General features: G+C 74.0%; 23 protein-coding genes. 13 read left to right on the top strand and 10 right to left on the bottom strand.

From position 1 onward, the window contains the following. Window positions 1–246: 246 nt before the first annotated feature. Together ACI769_RS15025 and ACI769_RS15020 are read right to left on the bottom strand one after the other, a co-directional pair. Complete coding sequence (locus ACI769_RS15025) at window positions 247–1,107, bottom strand: SDR family oxidoreductase (protein ID WP_085387231.1); 861 nt, start codon at window positions 1,105–1,107, stop codon at window positions 247–249. A gap of 51 nt (window positions 1,108–1,158) precedes the next feature. Further along, entirely contained in the window at window positions 1,159–1,908 is a 750-nt protein-coding gene (locus tag ACI769_RS15020) for a PAS and ANTAR domain-containing protein (RefSeq protein ID WP_034653310.1), read from the bottom strand. A 105-nt stretch (window positions 1,909–2,013) separates the two neighbouring features. Between ACI769_RS15020 and glp the strand changes: the two genes are divergently transcribed. Then, complete coding sequence (glp, locus tag ACI769_RS15015; protein WP_409141866.1) at window positions 2,014–3,342, top strand: gephyrin-like molybdotransferase Glp; 1,329 nt, start codon at window positions 2,014–2,016, stop codon at window positions 3,340–3,342. Between the two features lie 17 nt (window positions 3,343–3,359). Here the strand turns inward: glp and ACI769_RS15010 are convergent, their stop codons facing one another. Next, the gene (locus tag ACI769_RS15010; protein WP_409141865.1) at window positions 3,360–4,031 is read right to left on the bottom strand and encodes an AIM24 family protein; all 672 of its coding nucleotides are present in this window, start codon (window positions 4,029–4,031) and stop codon (window positions 3,360–3,362) included. Window positions 4,032–4,128: 97 nt separating this feature from the next. On the opposite strand from ACI769_RS15010, the gene moaC reads away from it, so the two are divergent. The 4 genes from moaC to ACI769_RS14990 are packed head-to-tail and all read left to right on the top strand — an operon-like array spanning window position 4,129 to window position 5,857. Next, window positions 4,129–4,599: a cyclic pyranopterin monophosphate synthase MoaC gene (moaC, locus tag ACI769_RS15005; RefSeq protein ID WP_409141864.1), complete on the top strand. Its 471-nt coding sequence runs from the start codon at window positions 4,129–4,131 to the stop codon at window positions 4,597–4,599. Next, the gene (locus ACI769_RS15000; RefSeq protein WP_409141863.1) at window positions 4,596–5,327 is read left to right on the top strand and encodes a molybdenum cofactor guanylyltransferase; all 732 of its coding nucleotides are present in this window, start codon (window positions 4,596–4,598) and stop codon (window positions 5,325–5,327) included. The genes moaC and ACI769_RS15000 overlap by 4 nt, the downstream gene beginning before the upstream one ends. Next, window positions 5,324–5,617 (top strand): DUF6457 domain-containing protein, encoded by a 294-nt coding sequence (locus ACI769_RS14995; RefSeq protein ID WP_157446587.1) that lies wholly within the window; start codon window positions 5,324–5,326, stop codon window positions 5,615–5,617. Before ACI769_RS15000 ends, ACI769_RS14995 begins: the two co-directional genes overlap by 4 nt. A 3-nt stretch (window positions 5,618–5,620) precedes the next feature. Then, window positions 5,621–5,857, top strand: coding sequence for a MoaD/ThiS family protein (locus ACI769_RS14990; RefSeq protein ID WP_085387228.1), 237 nt, complete (start codon window positions 5,621–5,623; stop codon window positions 5,855–5,857). A 107-nt stretch (window positions 5,858–5,964) separates the two neighbouring features. Here ACI769_RS14990 and ACI769_RS14985 read toward each other — a convergent pair whose 3' ends face one another. Beyond that, window positions 5,965–6,474, bottom strand: coding sequence for a molybdenum cofactor biosynthesis protein B (locus ACI769_RS14985; protein ID WP_163188754.1), 510 nt, complete (start codon window positions 6,472–6,474; stop codon window positions 5,965–5,967). A 213-nt stretch (window positions 6,475–6,687) separates the two neighbouring features. Between ACI769_RS14985 and ACI769_RS14980 the strand changes: the two genes are divergently transcribed. From ACI769_RS14980 to ACI769_RS14960, 5 genes are all read left to right on the top strand, one after another. After that, window positions 6,688–10,638 carry a nitrate reductase subunit alpha gene (locus ACI769_RS14980; RefSeq protein WP_232322693.1) on the top strand — a complete coding sequence of 1,317 codons (3,951 nt, stop codon included), beginning with the start codon at window positions 6,688–6,690 and terminating at the stop codon, window positions 10,636–10,638. 55 nt (window positions 10,639–10,693) lie between these two features. After that, window positions 10,694–12,544: a nitrate reductase subunit beta gene (gene narH, locus ACI769_RS14975; protein ID WP_081599827.1), complete on the top strand. Its 1,851-nt coding sequence runs from the start codon at window positions 10,694–10,696 to the stop codon at window positions 12,542–12,544. Further along, window positions 12,541–13,296 (top strand): nitrate reductase molybdenum cofactor assembly chaperone, encoded by a 756-nt coding sequence (gene narJ / locus ACI769_RS14970; protein ID WP_081599828.1) that lies wholly within the window; start codon window positions 12,541–12,543, stop codon window positions 13,294–13,296. Before narH ends, narJ begins: the two co-directional genes overlap by 4 nt. Beyond that, a complete protein-coding gene (gene narI, locus ACI769_RS14965; protein ID WP_085951293.1) occupies window positions 13,293–14,051 on the top strand; it encodes a respiratory nitrate reductase subunit gamma in 759 nt (252 codons plus the stop codon). The genes narJ and narI overlap by 4 nt, the downstream gene beginning before the upstream one ends. A 152-nt stretch (window positions 14,052–14,203) precedes the next feature. Continuing rightward, window positions 14,204–14,779 (top strand): DoxX family membrane protein, encoded by a 576-nt coding sequence (locus ACI769_RS14960; protein WP_198163168.1) that lies wholly within the window; start codon window positions 14,204–14,206, stop codon window positions 14,777–14,779. 116 nt (window positions 14,780–14,895) lie between these two features. Here ACI769_RS14960 and ACI769_RS14955 read toward each other — a convergent pair whose 3' ends face one another. After that, complete coding sequence (locus ACI769_RS14955; RefSeq protein ID WP_043652481.1) at window positions 14,896–15,384, bottom strand: GNAT family N-acetyltransferase; 489 nt, start codon at window positions 15,382–15,384, stop codon at window positions 14,896–14,898. Window positions 15,385–15,736: 352 nt separating this feature from the next. Between ACI769_RS14955 and ACI769_RS14950 the strand changes: the two genes are divergently transcribed. Continuing rightward, window positions 15,737–16,069 carry a hypothetical protein gene (locus tag ACI769_RS14950; RefSeq protein ID WP_043652484.1) on the top strand — a complete coding sequence of 111 codons (333 nt, stop codon included), beginning with the start codon at window positions 15,737–15,739 and terminating at the stop codon, window positions 16,067–16,069. A 121-nt stretch (window positions 16,070–16,190) separates the two neighbouring features. Here ACI769_RS14950 and ACI769_RS14945 read toward each other — a convergent pair whose 3' ends face one another. The 5 genes from ACI769_RS14945 to ACI769_RS14925 all read right to left on the bottom strand — a co-directional run bounded on the left by ACI769_RS14945 (window position 16,191) and on the right by ACI769_RS14925 (window position 18,556). Next, window positions 16,191–16,319, bottom strand: a complete 129-nt coding sequence (locus tag ACI769_RS14945; RefSeq protein WP_255376430.1) for a hypothetical protein — start codon at window positions 16,317–16,319, stop codon at window positions 16,191–16,193. Beyond that, a complete protein-coding gene (locus ACI769_RS14940; protein ID WP_043652486.1) occupies window positions 16,316–16,528 on the bottom strand; it encodes a hypothetical protein in 213 nt (70 codons plus the stop codon). The genes ACI769_RS14945 and ACI769_RS14940 overlap by 4 nt, the downstream gene beginning before the upstream one ends. Before the next feature lie 15 nt (window positions 16,529–16,543). After that, window positions 16,544–16,897, bottom strand: a complete 354-nt coding sequence (locus ACI769_RS14935) for a lipopolysaccharide assembly LapA domain-containing protein (protein WP_081599829.1) — start codon at window positions 16,895–16,897, stop codon at window positions 16,544–16,546. 125 nt (window positions 16,898–17,022) lie between these two features. After that, window positions 17,023–18,033: an acyl-CoA desaturase gene (locus ACI769_RS14930; RefSeq protein ID WP_232322692.1), complete on the bottom strand. Its 1,011-nt coding sequence runs from the start codon at window positions 18,031–18,033 to the stop codon at window positions 17,023–17,025. A 70-nt stretch (window positions 18,034–18,103) separates the two neighbouring features. After that, window positions 18,104–18,556: a hypothetical protein gene (locus tag ACI769_RS14925; RefSeq protein ID WP_085387227.1), complete on the bottom strand. Its 453-nt coding sequence runs from the start codon at window positions 18,554–18,556 to the stop codon at window positions 18,104–18,106. Here ACI769_RS14925 and ACI769_RS14920 point away from each other — a divergent pair. Together ACI769_RS14920 and ACI769_RS14915 are read left to right on the top strand one after the other, a co-directional pair. Beyond that, on the top strand, window positions 18,555–19,175 hold the full coding sequence (locus tag ACI769_RS14920) for a DUF6221 family protein (RefSeq protein WP_349497163.1): 621 nt from the start codon (window positions 18,555–18,557) through the stop codon (window positions 19,173–19,175). The two genes, ACI769_RS14925 and ACI769_RS14920, sit on opposite strands and share 2 nt — an antisense overlap. 187 nt (window positions 19,176–19,362) lie before the next feature. Then, window positions 19,363–19,578, top strand: coding sequence for a hypothetical protein (locus ACI769_RS14915; protein WP_085387226.1), 216 nt, complete (start codon window positions 19,363–19,365; stop codon window positions 19,576–19,578). Window positions 19,579–19,606: the final 28 nt, after the last annotated feature.

The following is a 19,606-nucleotide window of genomic DNA, read 5'->3' as shown; positions in this document are numbered from 1 at the left end:
CCGCAAGCCTACGTCGCGGCGAGCCGGAGCACGTACGGCGTCGGAGGCCCCGCCCGGGCGTCACCGGGGCGGGGCGGGGGCGGCGGCCGTCTCGCCCGCACAAGGCGTGGCGGCTGTGACCCTCTCACGGGCGCCGTCGCTCTCGCGGCGGTCCCGCCCCCGGGCGGGCGCGGACGCCCACCCTCCGACCCTCCCGGGCGAGCCGCGGTCTCACCGTCCGCGGCTCCCCCGGCGAGGAGGGGCCCGTCAGAACACGGGCTTGCCTCCCGTGACACCGAGGACGGTGCCGGACACGTAGCTCGCGTCCGTCGGGGAGGCGAGGAAGACGAACGCCGGCGCGACCTCCGCGGGCTGGCCCGCGCGCCCCAGCGGGGTGTCCTTCCCGAACTGCTCGATCTTCTCCTCGGGCTGGGTGGCCGGCTGGAGCGGCGTCCAGATCGGTCCCGGCGCGACGGCGTTCACGCGGATGCCGCGCGGGCCGAGCTCGGCCGCGAGGTTCACCGTGAGGTTGTTGATCGCCGCCTTCGTCGACGCGTAGTCGAGCAGGGACGTCGACGGCTGGAAGGCCTGGATGGACGAGTTGTTGACGATCGCCGCGCCCTCGCCCAGGTGCTCGAGCGCCGACTGCGTGATCCACAGCAGCGCGTAGAGGTTCGTCTTGAGCACCCGGTCGATCTCGTCGGTGGTGACGTCCTCGATCGACTCGCGCCGCGCCATCTGGAAGCCGGCGTTGTTGACGAGCACGTCGAGCCCGCCGAGCTCGTCCGCGGCGCGTCCGGGCAGGGCCCGTGCCGTCGCCTCGTCGGTGACGTCGCCGGGCAGGAGGGCGCACGTGCGGCCCGCCTCGCGGACCCAGCGCGCCGTCTCCTCGGCGTCCTCCTGCTCCTGGGGCAGGTAGCCGATGGCGACGTCGGCGCCCTCGCGCGCGAACGCGATGGCGACGGCGCGACCGATGCCCGAGTCACCGCCCGTGATCAGCGCCCGACGGCCCTCGAGCCGCCCGGTGCCGCGGTAGGACTGCTCGCCGTGGTCGGGCACCGGTTCCATGCGTCCGGTGAGGCCCGGGGGTTCCTGCTGCTGGGCCGGGAAGGTGGTCTCGTCGGTCATGTCGTTCCTCCTTCTCGTGTGGGGTTCTCGTCGTGCGCGGGGCCGTCCGGCTCAGGAGCGGGCCGGCTCCCGACGACGCGCGAGCTGCGCCTCGTGGGCGCGGGGTCGCGCGACCGGACGGACGGCGGCGAACGCGCCCGCGACCGTGGCCTCGGCCGTCGGGCCGACCCCGCCGGCCTTGCTCAGCGCGCGCATGACCTGCGAGGCGGTCTCCTGGACGGGGACGCCGGCCTCGCCGGCCGCCTCCGCGAGGAGCTGGCCCGCCGCGACGTCGTCGACGCCGTGCACGGCCATGAGCACGCCCTTGACCTGCTCGACGGCGGCCTGCGCGACGAACGCGCGCGTGACGGCGCGCTGCGACTCACGCTCCAGCGCCTCCTTGTGCGTCGGGGTGACGTCGACGACGTACCCCGCGATCTCGACGACGCGACCGCGCGCGTCCCGTCGGCCCTGTCCCGTCACGACGACGGACCGGGCCTTGCCGTGCCCGTCGACGATCCGGTGGGCGCACGAGAACGGGCGACCGGAACGGATCGCCTCCGTGGCGGCGCGCACCACACGGGCGCGGTCGTCCGGGTGCTTGCGCGAACGCAGCGCGTCGAGGCTGGGCTGGACGTCCCCCGGCGCCCAGCCGTGCATGGTGTACACCTCGTCCGACCACCACCACGTCCCGGTGCCGAGCTCGACGCGGTACTGCCCCACGAGGAGGTGCGTGCCCACGGCGAGCACCTCCGCAAGCGCTGCGGGGCGCACGGGCGCCGTCTGGTCGGGGCTGAGGGTGGTCACGGGGATCGAGGCCATGTCGTCCTCCCAAGGTTCGGGGGGCTTCGGGCCGCTTCATGACTCCGGTGCCCAACGTAGCCCACCCTCCCGAGGTCGGCACCCGGGCTCGGCTACGGTGCGGGCATGACGCGCGACCCGAGTCGGACGATCGTCCAGCACACCGCGGAGGCGCTCGCGCTCGTCCGCCCGACGCCGCCTGCGGACACCCCGCTCGAGGACGCCGTGGGCGCCGTCCTGGCCGCCGACGTCGTGTCCGTCCTGGACGCCCCCGCGTTCGACGCGTCCGCGATGGACGGGTACGCGGTGCGCGCGCAGGACGTGGCGGGGGCGACGCCGTCGGCCCCCGTGGTGCTGCGCGTCGTGGGCGACGTCGCGGCCGGGGACGCGGGTCCGGCCGGGCTCGACGCCGGCCTGGGACCGGGCGAGGCGGTCCGGATCATGACGGGCGCGCCCGTGCCGCCGGGGGCGGACTCCGTCGTGCCCGTCGAGCGCACGTCGACCGGTCGCTTCACGCCGGGCGCGGCCGGGAGCGGGCCGACGACGGTCGCGGTCCACGACGCGTCGCGCACCCACGTGCGGCCCCGCGGGGAGGACGTGCGCCAAGGCGACGTCGTCGTCGCGGCGGGCACCGTGCTCACCGCGCGGCACGTCTCGGTCGCGGCGTCCGCCGGGCACGCGGCCGTGCGCGTGCACCGCGCGCCGCGCGTGGCGGTGCTCTCCACGGGCAGCGAGCTCGTGGCCCCCGGCACCACGCCGGGGCCGGGGCGGATCCCGGACTCCAACTCGGTCCTGCTCGCCGCGTCCGCGCGGGCCGCGGGCGCGCGCGTGGTCCGGCGCGGGGCCGTGGGCGACTCCGCGGCCGCGCTCGTCGCGACGTTGGACGGGCTCCTCGACGCGTTCGACGGCGCCCCGCCCGACCTGCTCGTCAGCACCGGCGGGGTGAGCGCGGGCGCGTTCGACGTCGTGCGCGAGGTGCTCGACCCGGCGACGCGCGCGGGCACGCCGTGGCAGGACGCGGTCACCGACGCCCGGCTCGTCGCGGTCGGCATGCAGCCCGGCCGCCCGCAGGGCCTTGCGCGCTGGCGAGGCGTGCCGTGGCTCGCGCTCCCGGGGAACCCGGTGAGCGCGTACGTGTCGTTCGAGCTGTTCGTGCGGCCGGTGGTCGACCGGCTGCGCGGCGTACCCGGGCCGGGTCGCGCGCTCGTCCGGCGTGTCGCCGCCGCGGGGTGGTCCTCGCCGGCCGGGCGCGAGCAGCTCGTCCTCGTGCGCCACACCGAGCCCGACGGCGCGCGCGTCGTCCCCACGGGCCGTCGCCCCGAGGAGGACGCGACGGCGCGCGGCTCCGGCTCGCACCGCCTGAGCGCGCTCGCGCACGCCGACGCGCTCGCCGTCGTCGGGGCCGACGTCACGGCCGTGGCGCCGGGCGACCCCGTGCAGGTGCTGCTGCTCTGAACCCGGGCCGGCCTCGGTCACTTCGCCGGGGGCGGCGGGTGGCCCTCCGACGCCTGCACGACGACGAACCCGCGCCCCGAGAGCGCGAGCTGGTACGCCTCGCCGGACCCGCGCCCGATCGCGGCCCCGAGCTTCGCCGTCTTGCGGATCGAGGACTGCAGCGACGTCGACCACAGCACCGCGGCCTGCATGTCGACGAAGGTGGGGACGTCGACGTCGAGCACGACGGGCGTGCCGAACGCGGTGACGGCCAGCGCCCCGGTCCCGGTGAACGTCGTGTTGAACAGGCCGCCGCTGAGCATCGACGCGCCCTCGACCCGGTTGATGTCCCACGCGAGCGAGCTCTCGAACGCGAGCACGTTCGCGCCGTTGACCGTCACGCCCTCGTCCTCCAGGTGGAGCACGAAGACCTGGTCCGCGTCCTGCGCGAGGAACACGTCGCCGCTGCCCGAGACCTTCATGAGCGACATGCCCTCGCCCGTGAACGCCTTCATGAACATCTTGCCGAGCCCGCCGCTGCCCTCGTACGCGAAGTCGACGTCGCCCTGGTAGGCGACCATCGAGCCCTGCTTCGCGAAGAAGAACCCGCCCGTGCCGCGGAGGTCGACCTTGAGCATGCGGTCGTTCTGGAGCTGGAAGCTGCCGGGCTCGACGGAGCGCTCGGCGTGGTCGAGGAGTGAGCTGCGCATGGGTCGATCCTCGCGGTCGCGGGCCGCGAGCGCACCCGAGCCCGCGACCGACCCCGCGTGCGGCACCGCGCGCTGCGGCGCGTGCGAGAGTGGCGGCATGAGTTTCACGCACCTCGACGAGCGCGGGCACGCGCGCATGGTCGACGTCACCGCCAAGCAGCCGACCGTCCGCTCCGCGACGGCGACCGGGACCGTGCGGTGCTCCTCCGACATCGTCGCCGCGCTGCGCGACGGGACCGTCCCCAAGGGCGACGTGCTCGCCGTCGCGCGCGTCGCCGGGATCGCGGCCGCCAAGCGGACGGCCGAGCTCCTGCCGCTCGCGCACGTCATCGGGGTCCACGGGGCGGTCGTCGACCTCGTGGTGGACGACCACGGCGTCGACGTCACCGCGACCGTCCGGACCGCGGACCGCACGGGCGTCGAGATGGAGGCCCTGACGGCCGTCGCCGTCGCGAGCCTCGCGGTCGTCGACATGGTCAAGGGCCTCGACAAGTCCGTCGAGCTCACGGACGTCCGCCTCGTCGCCAAGACCGGAGGCAAGTCCGGCGACTGGCACCGCGAGCCGTGACGGCCCACCCCGACGACGGGTCGGCACCCGACGGGCCGGGTCGGCACCTCGAGCTGCCGATCCCCGCACAGGGTGCCGAACCGTCCCTCGCGTTCGACGCCGTCGTGCTGGCCGGGGGCCGGGCGGAGCGGCTCGGGACGCCCAAGCCCGGGCTCGTCGTCGGGGGTCGGCCGCTGCTGGAGCATGCGCTCGCGGCGACGGCGGGCGCGGGGCGGACGGTCGTCGTCGGGCCGGACGAGCTCGCCGCCCCGGGGCGCTACGTCCGCACGCGCGAGGACCCGCCGTTCGGGGGACCCGTCGCCGGGATCGCGGCCGGGCTCGCCGCCCTACCCGACGACGGCCGCGCCCCCTGGGTGCTCGTGCTCGCGTGCGACGTCCCGCGGGCCGCGGAGGCGGTGCCCGCGCTGCTCGCCGCCGCCCGCCGCCGGAGCGGCGAGGTCGCCGTGCACGCGGTGCGCGACGGACGGGAGCAGTGGCTCGTCGGCCTGTACGAGCGCGCGGCGCTCGACGCCGCGCTCGCCGCGCTGCCGACCGTGCACGGCGCGTCGGTGCGGCGCCTGCTCGCCGGCCTGCCCGCGATCGGCGTCCCCGACGACACGGGTGCCACCGACGACGTGGACACGTGGGAGGATGCCCGCGAGCAGGAGCGCCGCCTGGCCGCAGGCGCGCCCGCGGTGCCCGGCGCCCCGCCCGCCGGCACCCCCGACGACGGCCGGAGGCCACGATGACGAACCTCGAACGCTGGGTCGACGCGCTCGCGCAGGACCTCGACCTCGACCCGGAGGTCGTCGACATCGGCGCGGTCCTCGACCTCGCGCGCGACGCCGCGCACGGCATCGAGCGCCCCGCGGCGCCCCTCACCACGTTCGTCGCGGGCTACGTCGCCGGGCTCGCCGCGCACGACGGGTCGGGCCGCAGCGTGCAGGACGTGCTCGACCGGGCGACCGAGCTCGCGCTCGCGTGGACGCCCGAGCCCGAGCTGCCCGGCACCGCGGCCCCGGCCGAGACGCAGGACTGAGAGATGGCCACCGTCCGCTACTTCGCCGGCGCGCGCGACGCCGCCGGCACCGAGTCCGAGACCGTCGACGCGACGACGGTCGGCGAGCTGCACGCCGCAGTCGTCGCCCGGCACGCGGCGCTCGCCGACGTGCTCCCGCGCTGCTCGCTCCTCGTGGGAGGCGTCCGCGCGGCGGACGACGACACCCGGATCGCCGAGGACGAGACGGTCGACGTCCTCCCCCCATTCGCCGGCGGCTGACTGACCCACCCCGCTGCCCCGCCCCGTGCCGAGCAGGCGATCCTGGCTCGTCAGGGCCCCAGGACCCGCCACGACCGCCTGGTCGGCCCGCCGGGAGGGCCTGGTCGTCAGTGGTCGCCGCCGTCGAGCTGGGCGAGGACGTGCGGCAGGAGCGGCTCCAGGACGGCCCAGCCGTCGCGCACCCCGCCCGTGGAACCGGGGAGGTTGACCACGAGCGCGCGCCCGTGCGGGCCGGGCGCGACCCCCGCGACGCCGCGCGACAGCACCGCCGCGGGGACGTGCTCCGCGCCCCGGCGGCGCAGCTCCTCCGCGATGCCCGGGACCTCCTGCGCCAGCACCTCGCGGGTGCCCTCGGGCGTGAGGTCGCGCGGCCCGACGCCGGTCCCCCCGGTCGTGAGCACGACGCGCGCTCCCCCGGCGACCGCCCGGGCGACCGCGTCGCGGACGGGGGCGACGCCGTCGGGCACGAGGTCGGTGACGACCGCCCAGCCTGCCGCCGCGAGCAGCCCCGCGAGGAGCGGTCCCGAGCGGTCCTCCGCCTCGCCGCGCGAGCAGCGGTCGGACACGGTGACGACGGCGACGGTCACGTCCGCGGGCCGTCCGGTGGGTGCGGTCATGGCGCCACGGTAGCGAGCCGGGCGGGGCGGGACCGCGGCGTGCGCTCGCCGCGCGCGATCCGGACGGTCTGGGCATAGTGGCTGTGGACCGACCGCCGCACCTGTTCGCCCAGGAGGCCTCATGTCGTACCTGTCCGTGCCGTCGTCGCTGCCGGCGCGCCGCCCCGGGTGGCGCCCGGTGGTCGCTGCCGCTCCGAGCGACGGGAGCGCCGCATGACGACGACGTCGGAGGGACCGGTCGAGGACGCGCTGCTGCGGCTCGGCAAGCACCTCAAGCGCGGGACGGTGTCCGACGACCTGCGGCAGGTGTTCCTCACGGGCGGTCGCCAGGGCGACGTGTTCTACCGCGACCGCTGGTCCCACGACAAGGTCGTGCGCTCGACGCACGGCGTGAACTGCACCGGGTCGTGCTCGTGGAAGGTGTACGTCAAGGACGGCATCATCACGTGGGAGACGCAGCAGACCGACTACCCCTCCGTGGGGCCGGACTCGCCCGAGTACGAGCCGCGCGGCTGCCCGCGCGGCGCCGCGTTCTCCTGGTACACCTACTCCCCCACGCGCGTGCGCTACCCCTACGTGCGCGGCGCGCTGCTCGACGCCTACCGCGCGGCCCGGGCCGCGACGGGCGACCCGGTGCTCGCGTGGCGCAAGGTCACGACCGACCCGGAGACCGCCCGCGCCTACAAGGCGGCGCGCGGCAAGGGCGGCCTCGTGCGCGCCACGTGGGACGAGGCGGCGGAGATCGTCGCCGCCGCGCACGTGCACACCATCGCGGCGTACGGGCCCGACCGCATCGCGGGGTTCTCGCCGATCCCGGCCATGTCGATGGTCTCCCACGGGGTCGGTGCGCGGTTCGTCCAGCTGCTCGGCGGCACCATGCTGTCGTTCTACGACTGGTACGCCGACCTGCCCGTCGCGTCCCCGCAGGTGTTCGGCGACCAGACCGACGTCCCGGAGTCCGCGGACTGGTGGAACTCGACGTACTGCATCATGTGGGGCTCGAACGTCCCCGTGACCCGCACGCCCGACGCCCACTTCATGACCGAGGCGCGCTACCGCGGTCAGAAGGTGATCGTCGTGTCGCCCGACTACGCGGACAACACGAAGTTCGCCGACGAGTGGCTCGCCCCGCACCCGGGCACCGACGGCGCGCTCGCCCAGGCCATGGGCCACGTGATCCTCACGGAGCACTACGCGCAGCGCCGCACCCCGCAGTTCGCGCAGTACGCGGCCCGCTTCACGGACCTCCCCCACCTCGTCGTGCTCGAGGAGCACGACGACGGCTCGGGCACGACGTACGTGCCCGGGAAGTTCCTCACCGCGGCGGACCTGCCCGACGGCGTCGGGCGCCCCGGCGACGACGACGCCGGTTCGGCGAACGCGCGCTTCAAGACCGTCGTGCTCGACGCGGACGGCACCCCGCGCGTCCCGCACGGCAGCCTCGGCCACCGCTACGGCGAGGCCGACGCCGGGCGGTGGAACCTCGACCTCGGCGACATCGACCCGCTGCTCTCGGTCGCCGACCCGCACGGCGTCTTCTGGGGCTCCCCCCAGACGCCTCCCAGCCGCGACACCGTCCCCGAGCGCCCGCTGTCGCCCGACCAGGGCTCTACCCCGGCGGACCGCGGCTCTACCCCGGCAGACCAGGGCTCTACCCCGGCGGACCAGGGCTCTACCCCGGTCGGGCTCTCGTACGAGACGGTCGCCGTCGGGCTGCCGCGGTTCGACCTCGACCCGGCCCCGGGCGACGACGCGGGCGCGCACCTGGGCGGTGCGGGCGTCGTCGTGCGCGGCGTGCCGGCGCGGCGCGTCGGCGGGCGGCTCGTCACGACGGTGCTCGACCTGCTGCTCGCGCAGTACGGCGTGAACCGGCCGGAGCTCGGCCTGCCGGGCGAGTGGCCCGCCGGCTACGACGACGACGCGACGCCCGCCACCCCGGCGTGGCAGGAACGGTTCACGGGCGTCCCGGCCGCGGCCGCCGCGCGCATCGGGCGGGAGTTCGCGCAGAACGCGCTCGACTCGGGCGGGCGCTCGATGATCATCATGGGCGCGGGCACCAACCACTGGTTCCACTCCGACACGATCTACCGCGCGATGCTCGCGCTGACCACCCTCACGGGCTGCCAGGGCGTGAACGGGGGCGGGTGGGCGCACTACGTGGGGCAGGAGAAGTGCCGTCCCGTCACGGGGTGGGCCCAGTACGCGGGCGGCCTCGACTGGTCACGACCGCCGCGCCAGATGATCGGCACCGCGTTCTGGTACCTCGCGACGGACCAGTGGCGCTACGACGGCCTGCCCGCGGACGCGCTCGCGTCGCCGCTCGCGCAGGGCCAGTTCTCCGGGCGCACGACGGCGGACACGCTCGTCGAGTCCGCGCAGCGCGGCTGGATGCCGAGCTACCCGACGTTCGACCGCAACCCGCTCGACCTCGTGGACGAGGCCCGCGCGGCGGGCAAGGAGCCGGCGCAGCACGTCGTCGACGAGCTCAAGGCCGGGAACCTCCGGTTCGCGTGCGAGGACCCCGACGACCCGGCGAACTTCCCGCGCGTCGTCACGGTGTGGCGCGCGAACATCCTCGGGTCGTCGGGCAAGGGCAACGAGTACTTCCTCCAGCACCTCCTGGGGACGGACGCCGCGGTCAACGCCGCGGAGTCCGGCCCCGAGCGGCGCCCGCGGTCGATGACGTGGCGCGAGGAGGCGCCGCGCGGCAAGCTCGACCTGCTCGTCACGCTCGACTTCCGGATGACGTCGACGACGCTGTTCTCGGACGTCGTGCTCCCCGCCGCGACCTGGTACGAGAAGCACGACCTGTCCTCGACGGACATGCACCCGTTCGTGCACTCGTTCAACCCGGCGATCGACCCGCCGTGGCAGACGCGCACGGACTTCGACATCTTCCACACCGTCGCGGCGAAGGTCTCCGAGCTCGCGGTGACGCACCTCGGGGTGCGGGAGGACCTCGTCGCCGCCCCGCTCGCGCACGACACCCCGGACGAGATGGCCGTCCCGCACGGCGCGCTCACCGACTCGGGGCAGCCCGTGACCGAGCGCGAGCTCGTGCCGGGCGTGACGATGCCGAAGCTCGTGGTCGTCGAGCGCGACTACCCGGCGTTCGCCGCGCGCATGGCCGCGCTCGGCCCCCTCACCGAGAAGGCGGGCATGGCGACCAAGGGCGTGCAGTTCTCGCCCGGGCCGGAGGTCGCGGACCTCGGCCGGCGCAACGGCCTCGTGCCCGACGGCCCCGCCGCCGGACGTCCGCGCCTCGACCGCGACACGCACGCGTGCGAGATGATCCTCGCCCTCTCGGGCACGACGAACGGTCGCCTCGCCGTGCAGGGCTTCGAGCACGTCGAGCGCCGCACGGGAACGCCCCTGGCGGACCTCGCCCGGGGCGAGCAGGGCAAGCGCGTGACGTTCCCGGACGTCCAGTCCCGCCCGACGCCGGTCATCACCTCGCCCGAGTGGTCGGGCTCGGAGCACGGCGGGCGCCGGTACTCGGCGTTCGTCGTCAACGTGGAGCGGCTCAAGCCGTGGCACACCCTCACGGGTCGGCAGCACTTCTACCTCGACCACGACTGGATGATCGAGCTCGGCGAGCACCTGCCGGTCTTCCGGCCGCCGCTCGACATGCACCGGCTGTTCGGCGACTCGCCCGTCGTGGGCGACACCTCGCCGTCGGGCTACCCGGGGTCCGCCGGGCACGCGGAGGTCGCGGTGCGGTACCTGACCCCGCACAACAAGTGGGCGATCCACTCGGAGTACCAGGACAACCTCTTCATGCTGTCGCTCTCGCGCGGCGGGCCGGGCATCTGGATGAGCCCGGCCGACGCGGCCAAGATCGGCGTCGTGGACAACGAGTGGATCGAGGCCTACAACCGCAACGGCGTCGTGGTGGCGCGCGCGATCGTCAGCCACCGGATGCCCGAGGGCACGGTCTACATGTTCCACGCGACCGACCGCACGATCGACGTCCCGCTCGCCGAGACGTCGGGCCTGCGCGGCGGGATCCACAACTCGCTCACTCGCATCCTGCTCAAGCCGACGCACCTCGCGGGCGGGTACGCCCAGCTGTCGTACGCGTTCAACTACCTCGGGCCGACCGGGAACCAGCGCGACGAGATGACGGTCGTCCGGCGCCGGAGCCAGGAGGTGCGGTACTCGTGACGCGGACGGACGCAGCAGGCGGCCTCGGGCCGGCCGGCCGGGAGGGGGTGACGTCGTGCGGGTGATGGCGCAGATGTCGATGGTCATGAACCTCGACAAGTGCATCGGGTGCCACACGTGCTCGGTGACGTGCAAGCAGGCGTGGACGAACCGCACGGGCGTGGAGTACGTGTGGTTCAACAACGTCGAGACGCGTCCCGGGCTCGGGTACCCGCGCACCTACCAGGACCAGGAGCGCTGGCAGGGCGGCTGGGTGCGGACGAAGAAGGGCCGGCTCAAGCTCCGCGCCGGCGGCCGCCTGAAGAAGCTCGCGACGATCTTCTCCAACCCGAAGCTCCCCTCGATCCACGACTACTACGAGCCGTGGACCTACGAGTACGACATGCTGCTCTCGTCGCCGCAGGGGCAGCACACGCCCGTCGCCCGGCCGAAGTCGCTGCTCACGGGCGGTGACATCAACATCTCGTGGTCCGCGAACTGGGACGACGACCTCGGCGGCTCGACCGCGACCATGCAGGACGACCCCGTGCTCCAGCACATGTCGGAGCACGTCGCCACCGAGCTCGACAAGACGTTCATGTTCTACCTGCCGCGCATCTGCGAGCACTGCCTCAACCCGGCGTGCGTCGCCTCGTGCCCCTCGGGCGCCATGTACAAGCGGGCCGAGGACGGCATCGTGCTGGTCGACCAGGACCAGTGCCGGGGCTGGCGCATGTGCGTCACCGGGTGCCCGTACAAGAAGGTCTACTTCAACCACAAGACCGGCAAGGCCGAGAAGTGCACGCTCTGCTACCCGCGCATCGAGGTCGGCCTGCCGACCGTGTGCTCCGAGACCTGCGTCGGACGCCTGCGCTACCTCGGCCTCGTCCTCTACGACGCCGACAAGGTCACCGAGGCCGCGAGCGTCGAGGACGAGCACGAGCTCCTCGCCTCGCAGCGCGCCGTCTTCCTCGACCCGAACGACCCCGAGGTCGTGGCCGCCGCGCGTGCCGAGGGCATCCCCGACGACTGGATCACGGCCGCCCAGCGCTCGCCGATCTGGGACCTCATCTCGCGCTACGAGGTCGCGCTGCCCCTGCACCCCGAGTACCGCACGCTGCCGATGGTCTGGTACATCCCGCCGCTGTCCCCCGTCGTCGACGTCGTCGCCGCCTCCGGGAACGACGGCGAGGACGGGCGCACGCTGTTCGCCGCGATCTCGAAGATGCGCATCCCGCTCGAGTACCTCGCCGGACTGTTCACGGCGGGCGACACCGCCCCGGTGGAGCGCGTGCTGCGCCGTCTGGCCGCCATGCGGTCGTACATGCGCGACATCAACCTCGGCCGCGAGGCCGACGAGCGGACCGCGGCCGCGGTCGGCATGACCGGTGCCCAGGTCGAGGAGATGTACCGCCTGCTCGCCGTCGCGAAGTACGAGGACCGGTACGTCATCCCGACCGCGCACACCGAGATCGCGCGCGAGCTCGACGAGCTGTCCTGTTCCCTCGACTACGACGGCGGCCCCGGCATGGGCGGCATGGGCCTCACGGGCGGCGGCCCGTTCGGCGAGACGTCGGGGAGCCCGGTGCCGGTCGCGGTCGAGAACTTCCACGTGCTCCAGGCGCGGCAGACGGCGGACTCGCCCTACGGGCCGTCGACCCCCGGCCGCGTCAACCTCCTCAACTGGGACGGGAACGGCCGACCGCCCGGCCTCTTCCCGCCGGGCGAGGGGCCCGAGCCGGGCGACGTGTCGGGCGCACCCGGCGGCGTCACGCCGGGCGGCCCGGGCTCGCTGCCGGGCGGGCGCCAGGACGCGCGGCACGACACGATCCCCGGTCCCCCGCCGCCCGGTGGACCTGCGCCGGGCGGTCGGGCGGGTGGTCCGGCGGGTGGTCCCGGCGTCGAGCCTGACGGGGGCACCCGATGAGGGCGCGCTCCCTGCTCCCGACCCCCGCGCTGCGGCCCGGGGCACGACCTCGGGGGCCGCAGCCCGACCACCTGGCCCCGGTCGCGACGTCGGCCGCCCAGCGCCGCACCGCCCACATGGCCGCGTCGCTGCTGCTGGCCTACCCGGACGAGGACGTGCTCGCCGCGGTCGACGCCGTCCGCGCGTCCGCCCCGAGCCTGCCCAGCCCCGTCCGCGAGCGCCTGGAGGACTTCTGCGACGTGCTCACGACGCCGGGCGGGCCGGGCCTGCGCGAGCTCCAGGCGCGGTACGTCGCGACGTTCGACCTCAAGCGGAAGTGCTCGATGTACCTCTCGTACTACGCGGCGGGCGACACCCGCCGGCGCGGGACGGCGCTCGTCGCGTTCGTCGAGGCGTACCGCGCGGCCGGGTGGGAGGTCACGGGATCGGAGCTCCCCGACTACCTGCCGACGGTGCTCGAGTTCTCGGCCCGGACCACGGGCGACGACGCGACGATCGCGGCCGGTCTGCTCGCGTCCCACCGCGACGGCATCGAGGTGCTGCGCACGGCGCTCGAGAGCGCGCGCAGCCCTTGGACCGGGGTCGTCGAGGCCGTGTGCCTCACGCTGCCGCCGCTCGACGAGCGCACGCAGCAGCGGTACGTCGAGCTCGTGACGGCGGGGCCGCCCGCCGAGCTCGTGGGCATGGAGCCCTTCGCGCTCGAGCCGTACGGCACGGGCGCGCCCGACCGGACGGGAGGTGCGGTGCGATGAGCGGGGTGAGCACCGGAGAGGTCCTGCTGTGGGTCGTGTTCCCGTACGTGACGTTCGCGGTGTTCGTCGTGGGCTCGGTCTGGCGGTACCGGTACGACAAGTTCGGGTGGACGACGCGATCGAGCGAGCTCTACGAGAAGCGGCTGCTGCGCCTCGGCTCGCCGCTCTTCCACTTCGGCCTGCTGTTCGTGATCCTCGGGCACCTGATGGGGCTCGTGGTCCCGGAGTCGTGGACGGAGGCGGTGGGGATCCAGGAGGTCGCGTACCACTTCGTCGCGACGTACATGGGGTCGGTCGCGGCCGTCGTGCTCGTCGCGGGCCTGCTCATCCTCATCTACCGCCGCCGCACGTCCGGGCCCGTCTTCCGCGCGACGACGCGCATGGACAAGACGATGTACGTGTTCCTCGCGGCGTCGATCCTGCTCGGGTCGTGGGCCACGGTGCAGACGCAGCTCCTCGCCGACGGGCTCGGGTACGACTACCGCCAGACCATCTCGCCGTGGTTCCGCTCGCTCTGGTACCTCCAGCCGCAGCCCGAGCTCATGGCGGGCGTCCCGGCGGCGTTCCAGCTCCACATCGTCGCGGCGAACCTGCTGTTCGTCCTCTGGCCGTTTACGCGGCTCGTGCACGCGTTCTCCGCCCCGGTGCCGTACCTGTTCCGCCCGTACGTCGTGTACCGCTCGCGCGACGCGTCGGTCGCCGCGCGCGCCCCGCGCCCGGGCTGGGACCCCTCGGAGCGCCCGCGCTCGCGCTGACCTTCGGGGTCCCGTTCGGCCGGTCCGGCTGGCCCGGGTCGGCGCCCGTCGGCGGGTGAATTCGGCCCGACGCCGTCCCCAGGACCCCCTGCGACGCCCTCCCTCCCGGGGCGGTCACCCCGACCGCGACCGTCTCCGGAAGAGGTTCCCGCATGTCCACCACCGCCCCGACGACCGCCGGTCGTCCCCGCGCCACCCGCCCGTCCGCGCCGTCGGCGGCGGACGCCACGCCCGCCCGCCGCCGTCGCGCCGCCCTCGTGCCCGCACGTCTCGCGGGCCGGGCGGACGCCGCCGTCGCCGCGACCGCGCGCGTCCTCACCCGCTGGTCCGTGCCCGCCCTGCGCGTCGCCCTCGGCCTCGTGTTCCTCGGCTTCGGCGTCCTCAAGTTCTTCCCCGGCGCGAGCCCGGCGGAGACGATCGCCGCCCGGACCGTCGAGACGCTCACGCTCGGCCTCGTGGGCGGGACCACGGCCGTGGTGCTCACCGCGGTCCTGGAGACGTTCATCGGCCTGACGCTCCTCACCGGTCGGCTGCTCCGCGCGGGGCTGCTCGCGCTCGCCGTCGCGATGGCCGGGATCCTCTCGCCGATCGTGCTGTTCGCGGGCGAGCTGTTCGGCCACGGCATGACCCTCATGGGCCAGTACGTGCTCAAGGACCTCGTCCTCGTGGCCGGCGCGGCCGTCGTCGCCGCCGTCGCGCTCGGGGCGCGCCTGCGCCTCGAGGCTTGAGGCGTGGCGCTCCCCCGCCACCGCACGGTCGCGAGGTAGAGCCCCCGGTCGTGACGTAGAGCGCGGCGGGCTCTACCTCGCGATCGGAGGTTCTACCCCGGTGCAGGGCGGCCGCGTCAGGCGAGCGAGAGCGTCAGGTAGGTGCTGTTCGGGTCGTCGGTGTAGTCGGCGAACGGCTCGCACGGCACGAACCCGTGGCGCGCGTAGAGCCGTCGCGCCGCCGCGAAGTAGTCCTCGGTGCCCGTCTCCAGGCTCACGCGGTCCAGGCCGCGGTCGCGTGCGGCGTCGAGCAGGTGCGCGAGGACCGTGGCGGCGACGCCCCGGCCTCGCGCGGCCGCCGTCGTGCGCATGGACTTGAGCTCACCGAGCGTCGCGTCGTGCTGCTTGAGCGCGCCGCACCCGAGGAGGCCGCCGTCCGCGGACCGCGCGGTGACGAACGTGATGTCCGGTGCACGCAGGCGCTCGACGTCGAGCGCGTGCACGCTCTCGGGCGGCGACGTCGCGTGCATGTCGTCCAGGTGCTCCTGGAGCAGCGCCAGCACGTCGGGGGTCGTCGGGTCCTCCACGACGACGCGGACGTCGTCCCGGGTGGTCGTCTCGCTCACGCGCCGAGCGTGCCACACCCGGCGCAGGAGACGTTCCGCGCGTCCGGGTCGGGCGCCGTGGGCGGCGTCGGAGCGGGAGACGGGTTCGTGGTGGCTGGCGAGCCGTCTGCGATCATGGGCCGCGCGTCGTGAGGCGGCGGCGCGGGCGTTCGAGGGCTCGCCGTCGTCGATGGGGTCGGGCGTACCCGCACCGCCACGGTGCCTCGAGTCGGAACACGATCGGGCAACCGAGGCGCGCACTGACGACGGCTGCTGGACCTGGTGACCGACCACCGCCGAAGCGGCGAGTGTGAGAGGTTGGAAGCCGACAGTGTTCCCGCGTCGGCCGGCCTCAACGGAAAAAGGCACCCGCATGGCTCACGAGAGCGACCCGGCCACCTATCCCCCCGTCCCGTTGCACGGAGGCCTGCGATCCAGCCCCGACTCGTGGGAGCTGTGGGGCGAGATCGACTACGCCGTCGTCGAGTCCGCGCAACCTCGCCCGAGCCCGGCCCATGGGGCGCTGCACATCGATGCCTCGCGCGTCACGTTCCTGGACTCCGCCGGTGTCAGCCTCCTCCTGCTCGCCGCCAGCGCCCCTCTGCGGCCGATCATCCTGGGCTGCAGCGACTACGCCCGAGACGTGCTCGAGCTCGCAGGAGCGTCGGACCTCTTCGTGTGGAGCACCACGCGACCCTCCGCGTAGCCGATCGACCATGCCACGCCCGACCAGCGTCGCCCAGCCGTGAGTCCTGACGACGGCACGTCCCGTGATCGCCCTTCGCCCGACGACCCGCTGCTCGATACCGCGAGGAACGACGGCGGTCTCACCCACGCTGCACCGCCCAGCGCTGCGAGGACCGACGGTCGGGCGCGCTCCCCCGGTTGTCGCCTTCGCGACCGACGTGCTCCACCTGGAGCTCGAGCACCAGGCGGTGCGTCAGGCTCGCGGTCACCGAGATGGTGGCTGGGTGGCTCCCACGCGCTGGTTCCATGCGGCGACGGCCGTGTCGAGGCGCGCGCGTGCGGCGACGTAGAGGACGAGCTCGACGGGCGCCCCCTGGTCGACGACCGAGATGACGTCTTCCATCTCGCGCTGGGAGGCGTCGATCTCGCCCACGAGGTCGACGGGTCGGTGGATCGAGGTCTCTCGGTCGTCGGTCATCGGCACACCGCGGTGCTAGACCTGGCGTGCGAGGCGTCGGCGGAGCTGGTGGATGCGCAGGGTACCGACGACGAGGGCGACGATCCCGACGCCGATGCCTGCGATGAGCAGGGCCAGGGCGAGCGGGACGGAACCTTGCCAGCCGAGGAAGGAGACGATCACGAGCTGGGTGTTCTGGAGCATGAACACGATGAGTGCGACCAGGACGAGGGCGGCGACGCACAGGCCGACCCAGGTGGCTCCGGTGCGGGTTCGGGGAGTTCTTGTCGGGTTGCCCGACGTGCGGGACACGCGTGAGTCGGGACGGCTGCCTGACACGGCGGCGGTGGGCTGTCCGTTCGTCGCGGAGCTGAGCGGGGTGGTGGCCATGGTGGCCTCCTTGCGGTTCCGGGCCCGCGCACCTCATATGGGGCACGTTCGCCGCGGATAGCCCGACCCTACGCCCTCAACCTGGGAACGAACCTGGGAGCGGCTGTACGCGCGGCCCGGTGTCCCTAGCGGCCGAGGCTGGCGGCCAGGGGGCAGGAGAACGGATCGCGGGCGCGTCCGGGGACGTCGTTGAGGTACTGGACGACGATCCGGTAGGAGGTAAAGAACCCGACCTCGGTGTAGGTCACGCCGAGCTGGGAGCAGTACTCGCGCACGAGGGTCTGGACACGCTTGAGGTTCGGGCGGGGCATGCTCGGGAACAGGTGGTGCTCCACCTGGCGGTTGAGGCCGCCCATGAAGAAGTCGACGACCGGGCCGCCGCGGATGTTGCGGGACATGAGGACCTGGCGGCGCAGGAAGTCGACGTCCGCAGTCGCCGGGACGATCGGCATGCCCTTATGGTTCGGTGCGAACGCGCCGCCGAGCAGGATGCCGAAGACCGCGAGCTGCACGGCGAGGAACGCCGCCGCGAGGGTCGGGGGAAGCAGGAAGCCGAGCACCACCAGGTAGAGCGCGAGCCGTAGGAGCAGGACCGGGACCTCCACGCCACGGTGCGGCACGGGCCGACGGCCGAGCACCCGGCGCACGCTCGCGACGTGCAGGTTGAGGCCCTCCAGGGCGAGCAGGGGGAAGAAGTACCAGCCCTGCCGACGTGCCAGCCACCCTCGCCAGCCGTGACGGCTCGCGATGACGGCGGGCGTGAACGCGATCACGCCCGGTGAGATGTCAGGGTCGTGGCCCTCCTGGTTCGGGGCTGCGTGGTGGGCGTCGTGCTTCATCGTCCACCAGGCGTGGCTGAGCCCGACGAGCGCGTTCGCGAGGATGCGAGCGGTCCAGTCGTTCCAGGCCCGCGACCGGAACACCTGCCGGTGGGAGCTGTCGTGGCCCAGGAACGCGAGCTGGGCGAGAACGAGTGCGAGCACCACGGCCAGCAGGAGCTGCCACCAGGAGTCACCCACGAGGACGATCCCGGCCCAGACGGCACCGAACGCGGCGACCGTCACGACGAGCCGGGTCCAGTAGTAGCCGTACCGCCGACGCAGCAGCCCCGACTCGCGCACGATCTTCGCCAGCACCGAGTAGTCCCGAGCCGTCGCCCGCGCCGCAGGCAGCCCGCGGCCCGCCAACGCCAGGGGCTGCGGTGTCTCACTCGAAGCGGACACGGTCGGCCTCGGCCTTCACGCTCGCGGCACGCACGGCCTCGGCCGCGCGCCAGGCCTCGAGCTCGTCCGCCCGCCTGGTCCGTTCCGTCGCGATCGCCTCCTGGGTGTCCCGGATCACCGTCGCGATCTCGTGGGCGAGCCCGCCGGAGAGCATGGCGAGGTTCGTGTTCTCGATGAGCAGGCGCCGGTCCTCCACCCGCAGCCTGACCCCCGCATAGCCGTGATCGGCGAGCAACGTCGTGACGGCGGGCAGCTCGAGCAACGCTTGCTCCGGGCCCGACACGCGGCGGGAGAACACGGCGGTCACGGTGTAGAGGGGGGGCTCCGCGTCGGTGCCGAGCTCGCGCGGCAGCGCAGTGTCCAGGACGCCCCGCAGCTGCAGTGCGGTGTCCTGCACCCGGCCGAAGGACGTGGCAGTAGGGGTGGTGGTGCTCATGGTGACGTCCGATGCTCGGAACCGGCGGGCCGGCTCGCATCCGCTGCCGTCGCGGCAGTCGGTGAGGCGTCAGGCGCCCCACTCAAGGAGATCGGTGCGTCCTCCAGGTCGGGTTCATAACCCCCGTCGTCGTCCCACCGCGCGCCCGAGGTGTCCTCGTCCGGGGCATCCATCTCGCCCGGCGTCCGAGAGCCTTCTCGATCGGCGTCGCGTGGGCCGATCCGGCGATCAACCACACTTCGACACTACACCTGGACGGGTTGCTCGCTGTGTCCACGAGAGACTGTCCAGCCGTCGGTGGGAGGATGAGCAGATGGCCTTGACGGAGTTCCTCCTCGCTCGGATCGACGAGGACGAAGCAGCGTGCGCGACCCTCGAGGACGGGCCAGGACCTCCAGCGCCGTGGTCATGCTCACGCATCCTGACGGAGTGCGCGATGAAACGACGCATCATCACCCTCGCCTACGAGGCCACGGGGTACGACATGACCGCCGACCTGGAGCGCGACACCGACGAGCGCGCCCAGAGCGGCATCGCCTTCGTCGGTGACCGCATCCTGCGAGCACTCGCCACGCCCTACGCCGAGCACCCGGACTTCGACCCCACCTGGCGCACCTGATGACTCGCCCGTCTGCTCTGGCCCCGGTGTGGCGAGCGGGCCACGGAGGGCGCATCGTGAGAGACGCGTCCACGTGTCGCGGGGAATGCCGGTCGTGAAGCAGCCCGCTGCCGGCGGACCTCCCGGGCCACGACGGCGTACTGCAACCATCAGGGTCGCGAAGACTGCGCCGAGAACGTGAGCCGCCATGAGCGTCATCGAGAAGTGGATCGCCGTGGACTGTCCGGGCTGCGGTGGCCCAGCCCGTGCCCGCGTCCTGCACATCATCGCCTGGGGCTCGATCCCCGGCTCCCGCGTCCCGCACCGAGTCAGCATCCTGTGCCCGCATCATTGCTCGATCACTCGCGACGAAGCGGCCTCGGCCGTACTCGTGTGCCCCGAGTGCCAGCTGCACGTCGCCTAGCCGCACGCCAGGGGCGTGCTCGGGGAAG

Source organism: Cellulosimicrobium sp. RS, assembly GCF_046159675.1.
GTDB lineage: Bacteria > Actinomycetota > Actinomycetes > Actinomycetales > Cellulomonadaceae > Cellulosimicrobium > Cellulosimicrobium funkei.
This window is presented reverse-complemented; position numbering and strand designations above follow the sequence as displayed.

What these genes read in the sequence shown, in the direction of transcription:
- ACI769_RS15010 (WP_409141865.1), bottom strand. Translation starts at nt 4,031, where the DNA reads ATGCGCAGCTCACTCCTCGACCACGCCGAGCGCTCCGTCGAGCCCGGC.
- ACI769_RS14995 (WP_157446587.1), top strand. Translation starts at nt 5,324, where the DNA reads ATGACGAACCTCGAACGCTGGGTCGACGCGCTCGCGCAGGACCTCGAC.
- narJ (WP_081599828.1), top strand. Translation starts at nt 12,541, where the DNA reads ATGAGGGCGCGCTCCCTGCTCCCGACCCCCGCGCTGCGGCCCGGGGCA.
- narI (WP_085951293.1), top strand. Translation starts at nt 13,293, where the DNA reads ATGAGCGGGGTGAGCACCGGAGAGGTCCTGCTGTGGGTCGTGTTCCCG.
- ACI769_RS14950 (WP_043652484.1), top strand. Translation starts at nt 15,737, where the DNA reads ATGGCTCACGAGAGCGACCCGGCCACCTATCCCCCCGTCCCGTTGCAC.
- ACI769_RS14940 (WP_043652486.1), bottom strand. Translation starts at nt 16,528, where the DNA reads ATGACCGACGACCGAGAGACCTCGATCCACCGACCCGTCGACCTCGTG.
- moaC (WP_409141864.1), top strand. Translation starts at nt 4,129, where the DNA reads ATGAGTTTCACGCACCTCGACGAGCGCGGGCACGCGCGCATGGTCGAC.
- ACI769_RS15020 (WP_034653310.1), bottom strand. Translation starts at nt 1,908, where the DNA reads ATGGCCTCGATCCCCGTGACCACCCTCAGCCCCGACCAGACGGCGCCC.
- ACI769_RS14920 (WP_349497163.1), top strand. Translation starts at nt 18,555, where the DNA reads ATGGTGACGTCCGATGCTCGGAACCGGCGGGCCGGCTCGCATCCGCTG.
- glp (WP_409141866.1), top strand. Translation starts at nt 2,014, where the DNA reads ATGACGCGCGACCCGAGTCGGACGATCGTCCAGCACACCGCGGAGGCG.
- ACI769_RS15025 (WP_085387231.1), bottom strand. Translation starts at nt 1,107, where the DNA reads ATGACCGACGAGACCACCTTCCCGGCCCAGCAGCAGGAACCCCCGGGC.
- ACI769_RS14985 (WP_163188754.1), bottom strand. Translation starts at nt 6,474, where the DNA reads ATGACCGCACCCACCGGACGGCCCGCGGACGTGACCGTCGCCGTCGTC.
- ACI769_RS14980 (WP_232322693.1), top strand. Translation starts at nt 6,688, where the DNA reads ATGACGACGACGTCGGAGGGACCGGTCGAGGACGCGCTGCTGCGGCTC.
- ACI769_RS14960 (WP_198163168.1), top strand. Translation starts at nt 14,204, where the DNA reads ATGTCCACCACCGCCCCGACGACCGCCGGTCGTCCCCGCGCCACCCGC.
- ACI769_RS14925 (WP_085387227.1), bottom strand. Translation starts at nt 18,556, where the DNA reads ATGAGCACCACCACCCCTACTGCCACGTCCTTCGGCCGGGTGCAGGAC.
- ACI769_RS14935 (WP_081599829.1), bottom strand. Translation starts at nt 16,897, where the DNA reads ATGGCCACCACCCCGCTCAGCTCCGCGACGAACGGACAGCCCACCGCC.
- ACI769_RS14990 (WP_085387228.1), top strand. Translation starts at nt 5,621, where the DNA reads ATGGCCACCGTCCGCTACTTCGCCGGCGCGCGCGACGCCGCCGGCACC.
- ACI769_RS14915 (WP_085387226.1), top strand. Translation starts at nt 19,363, where the DNA reads ATGAGCGTCATCGAGAAGTGGATCGCCGTGGACTGTCCGGGCTGCGGT.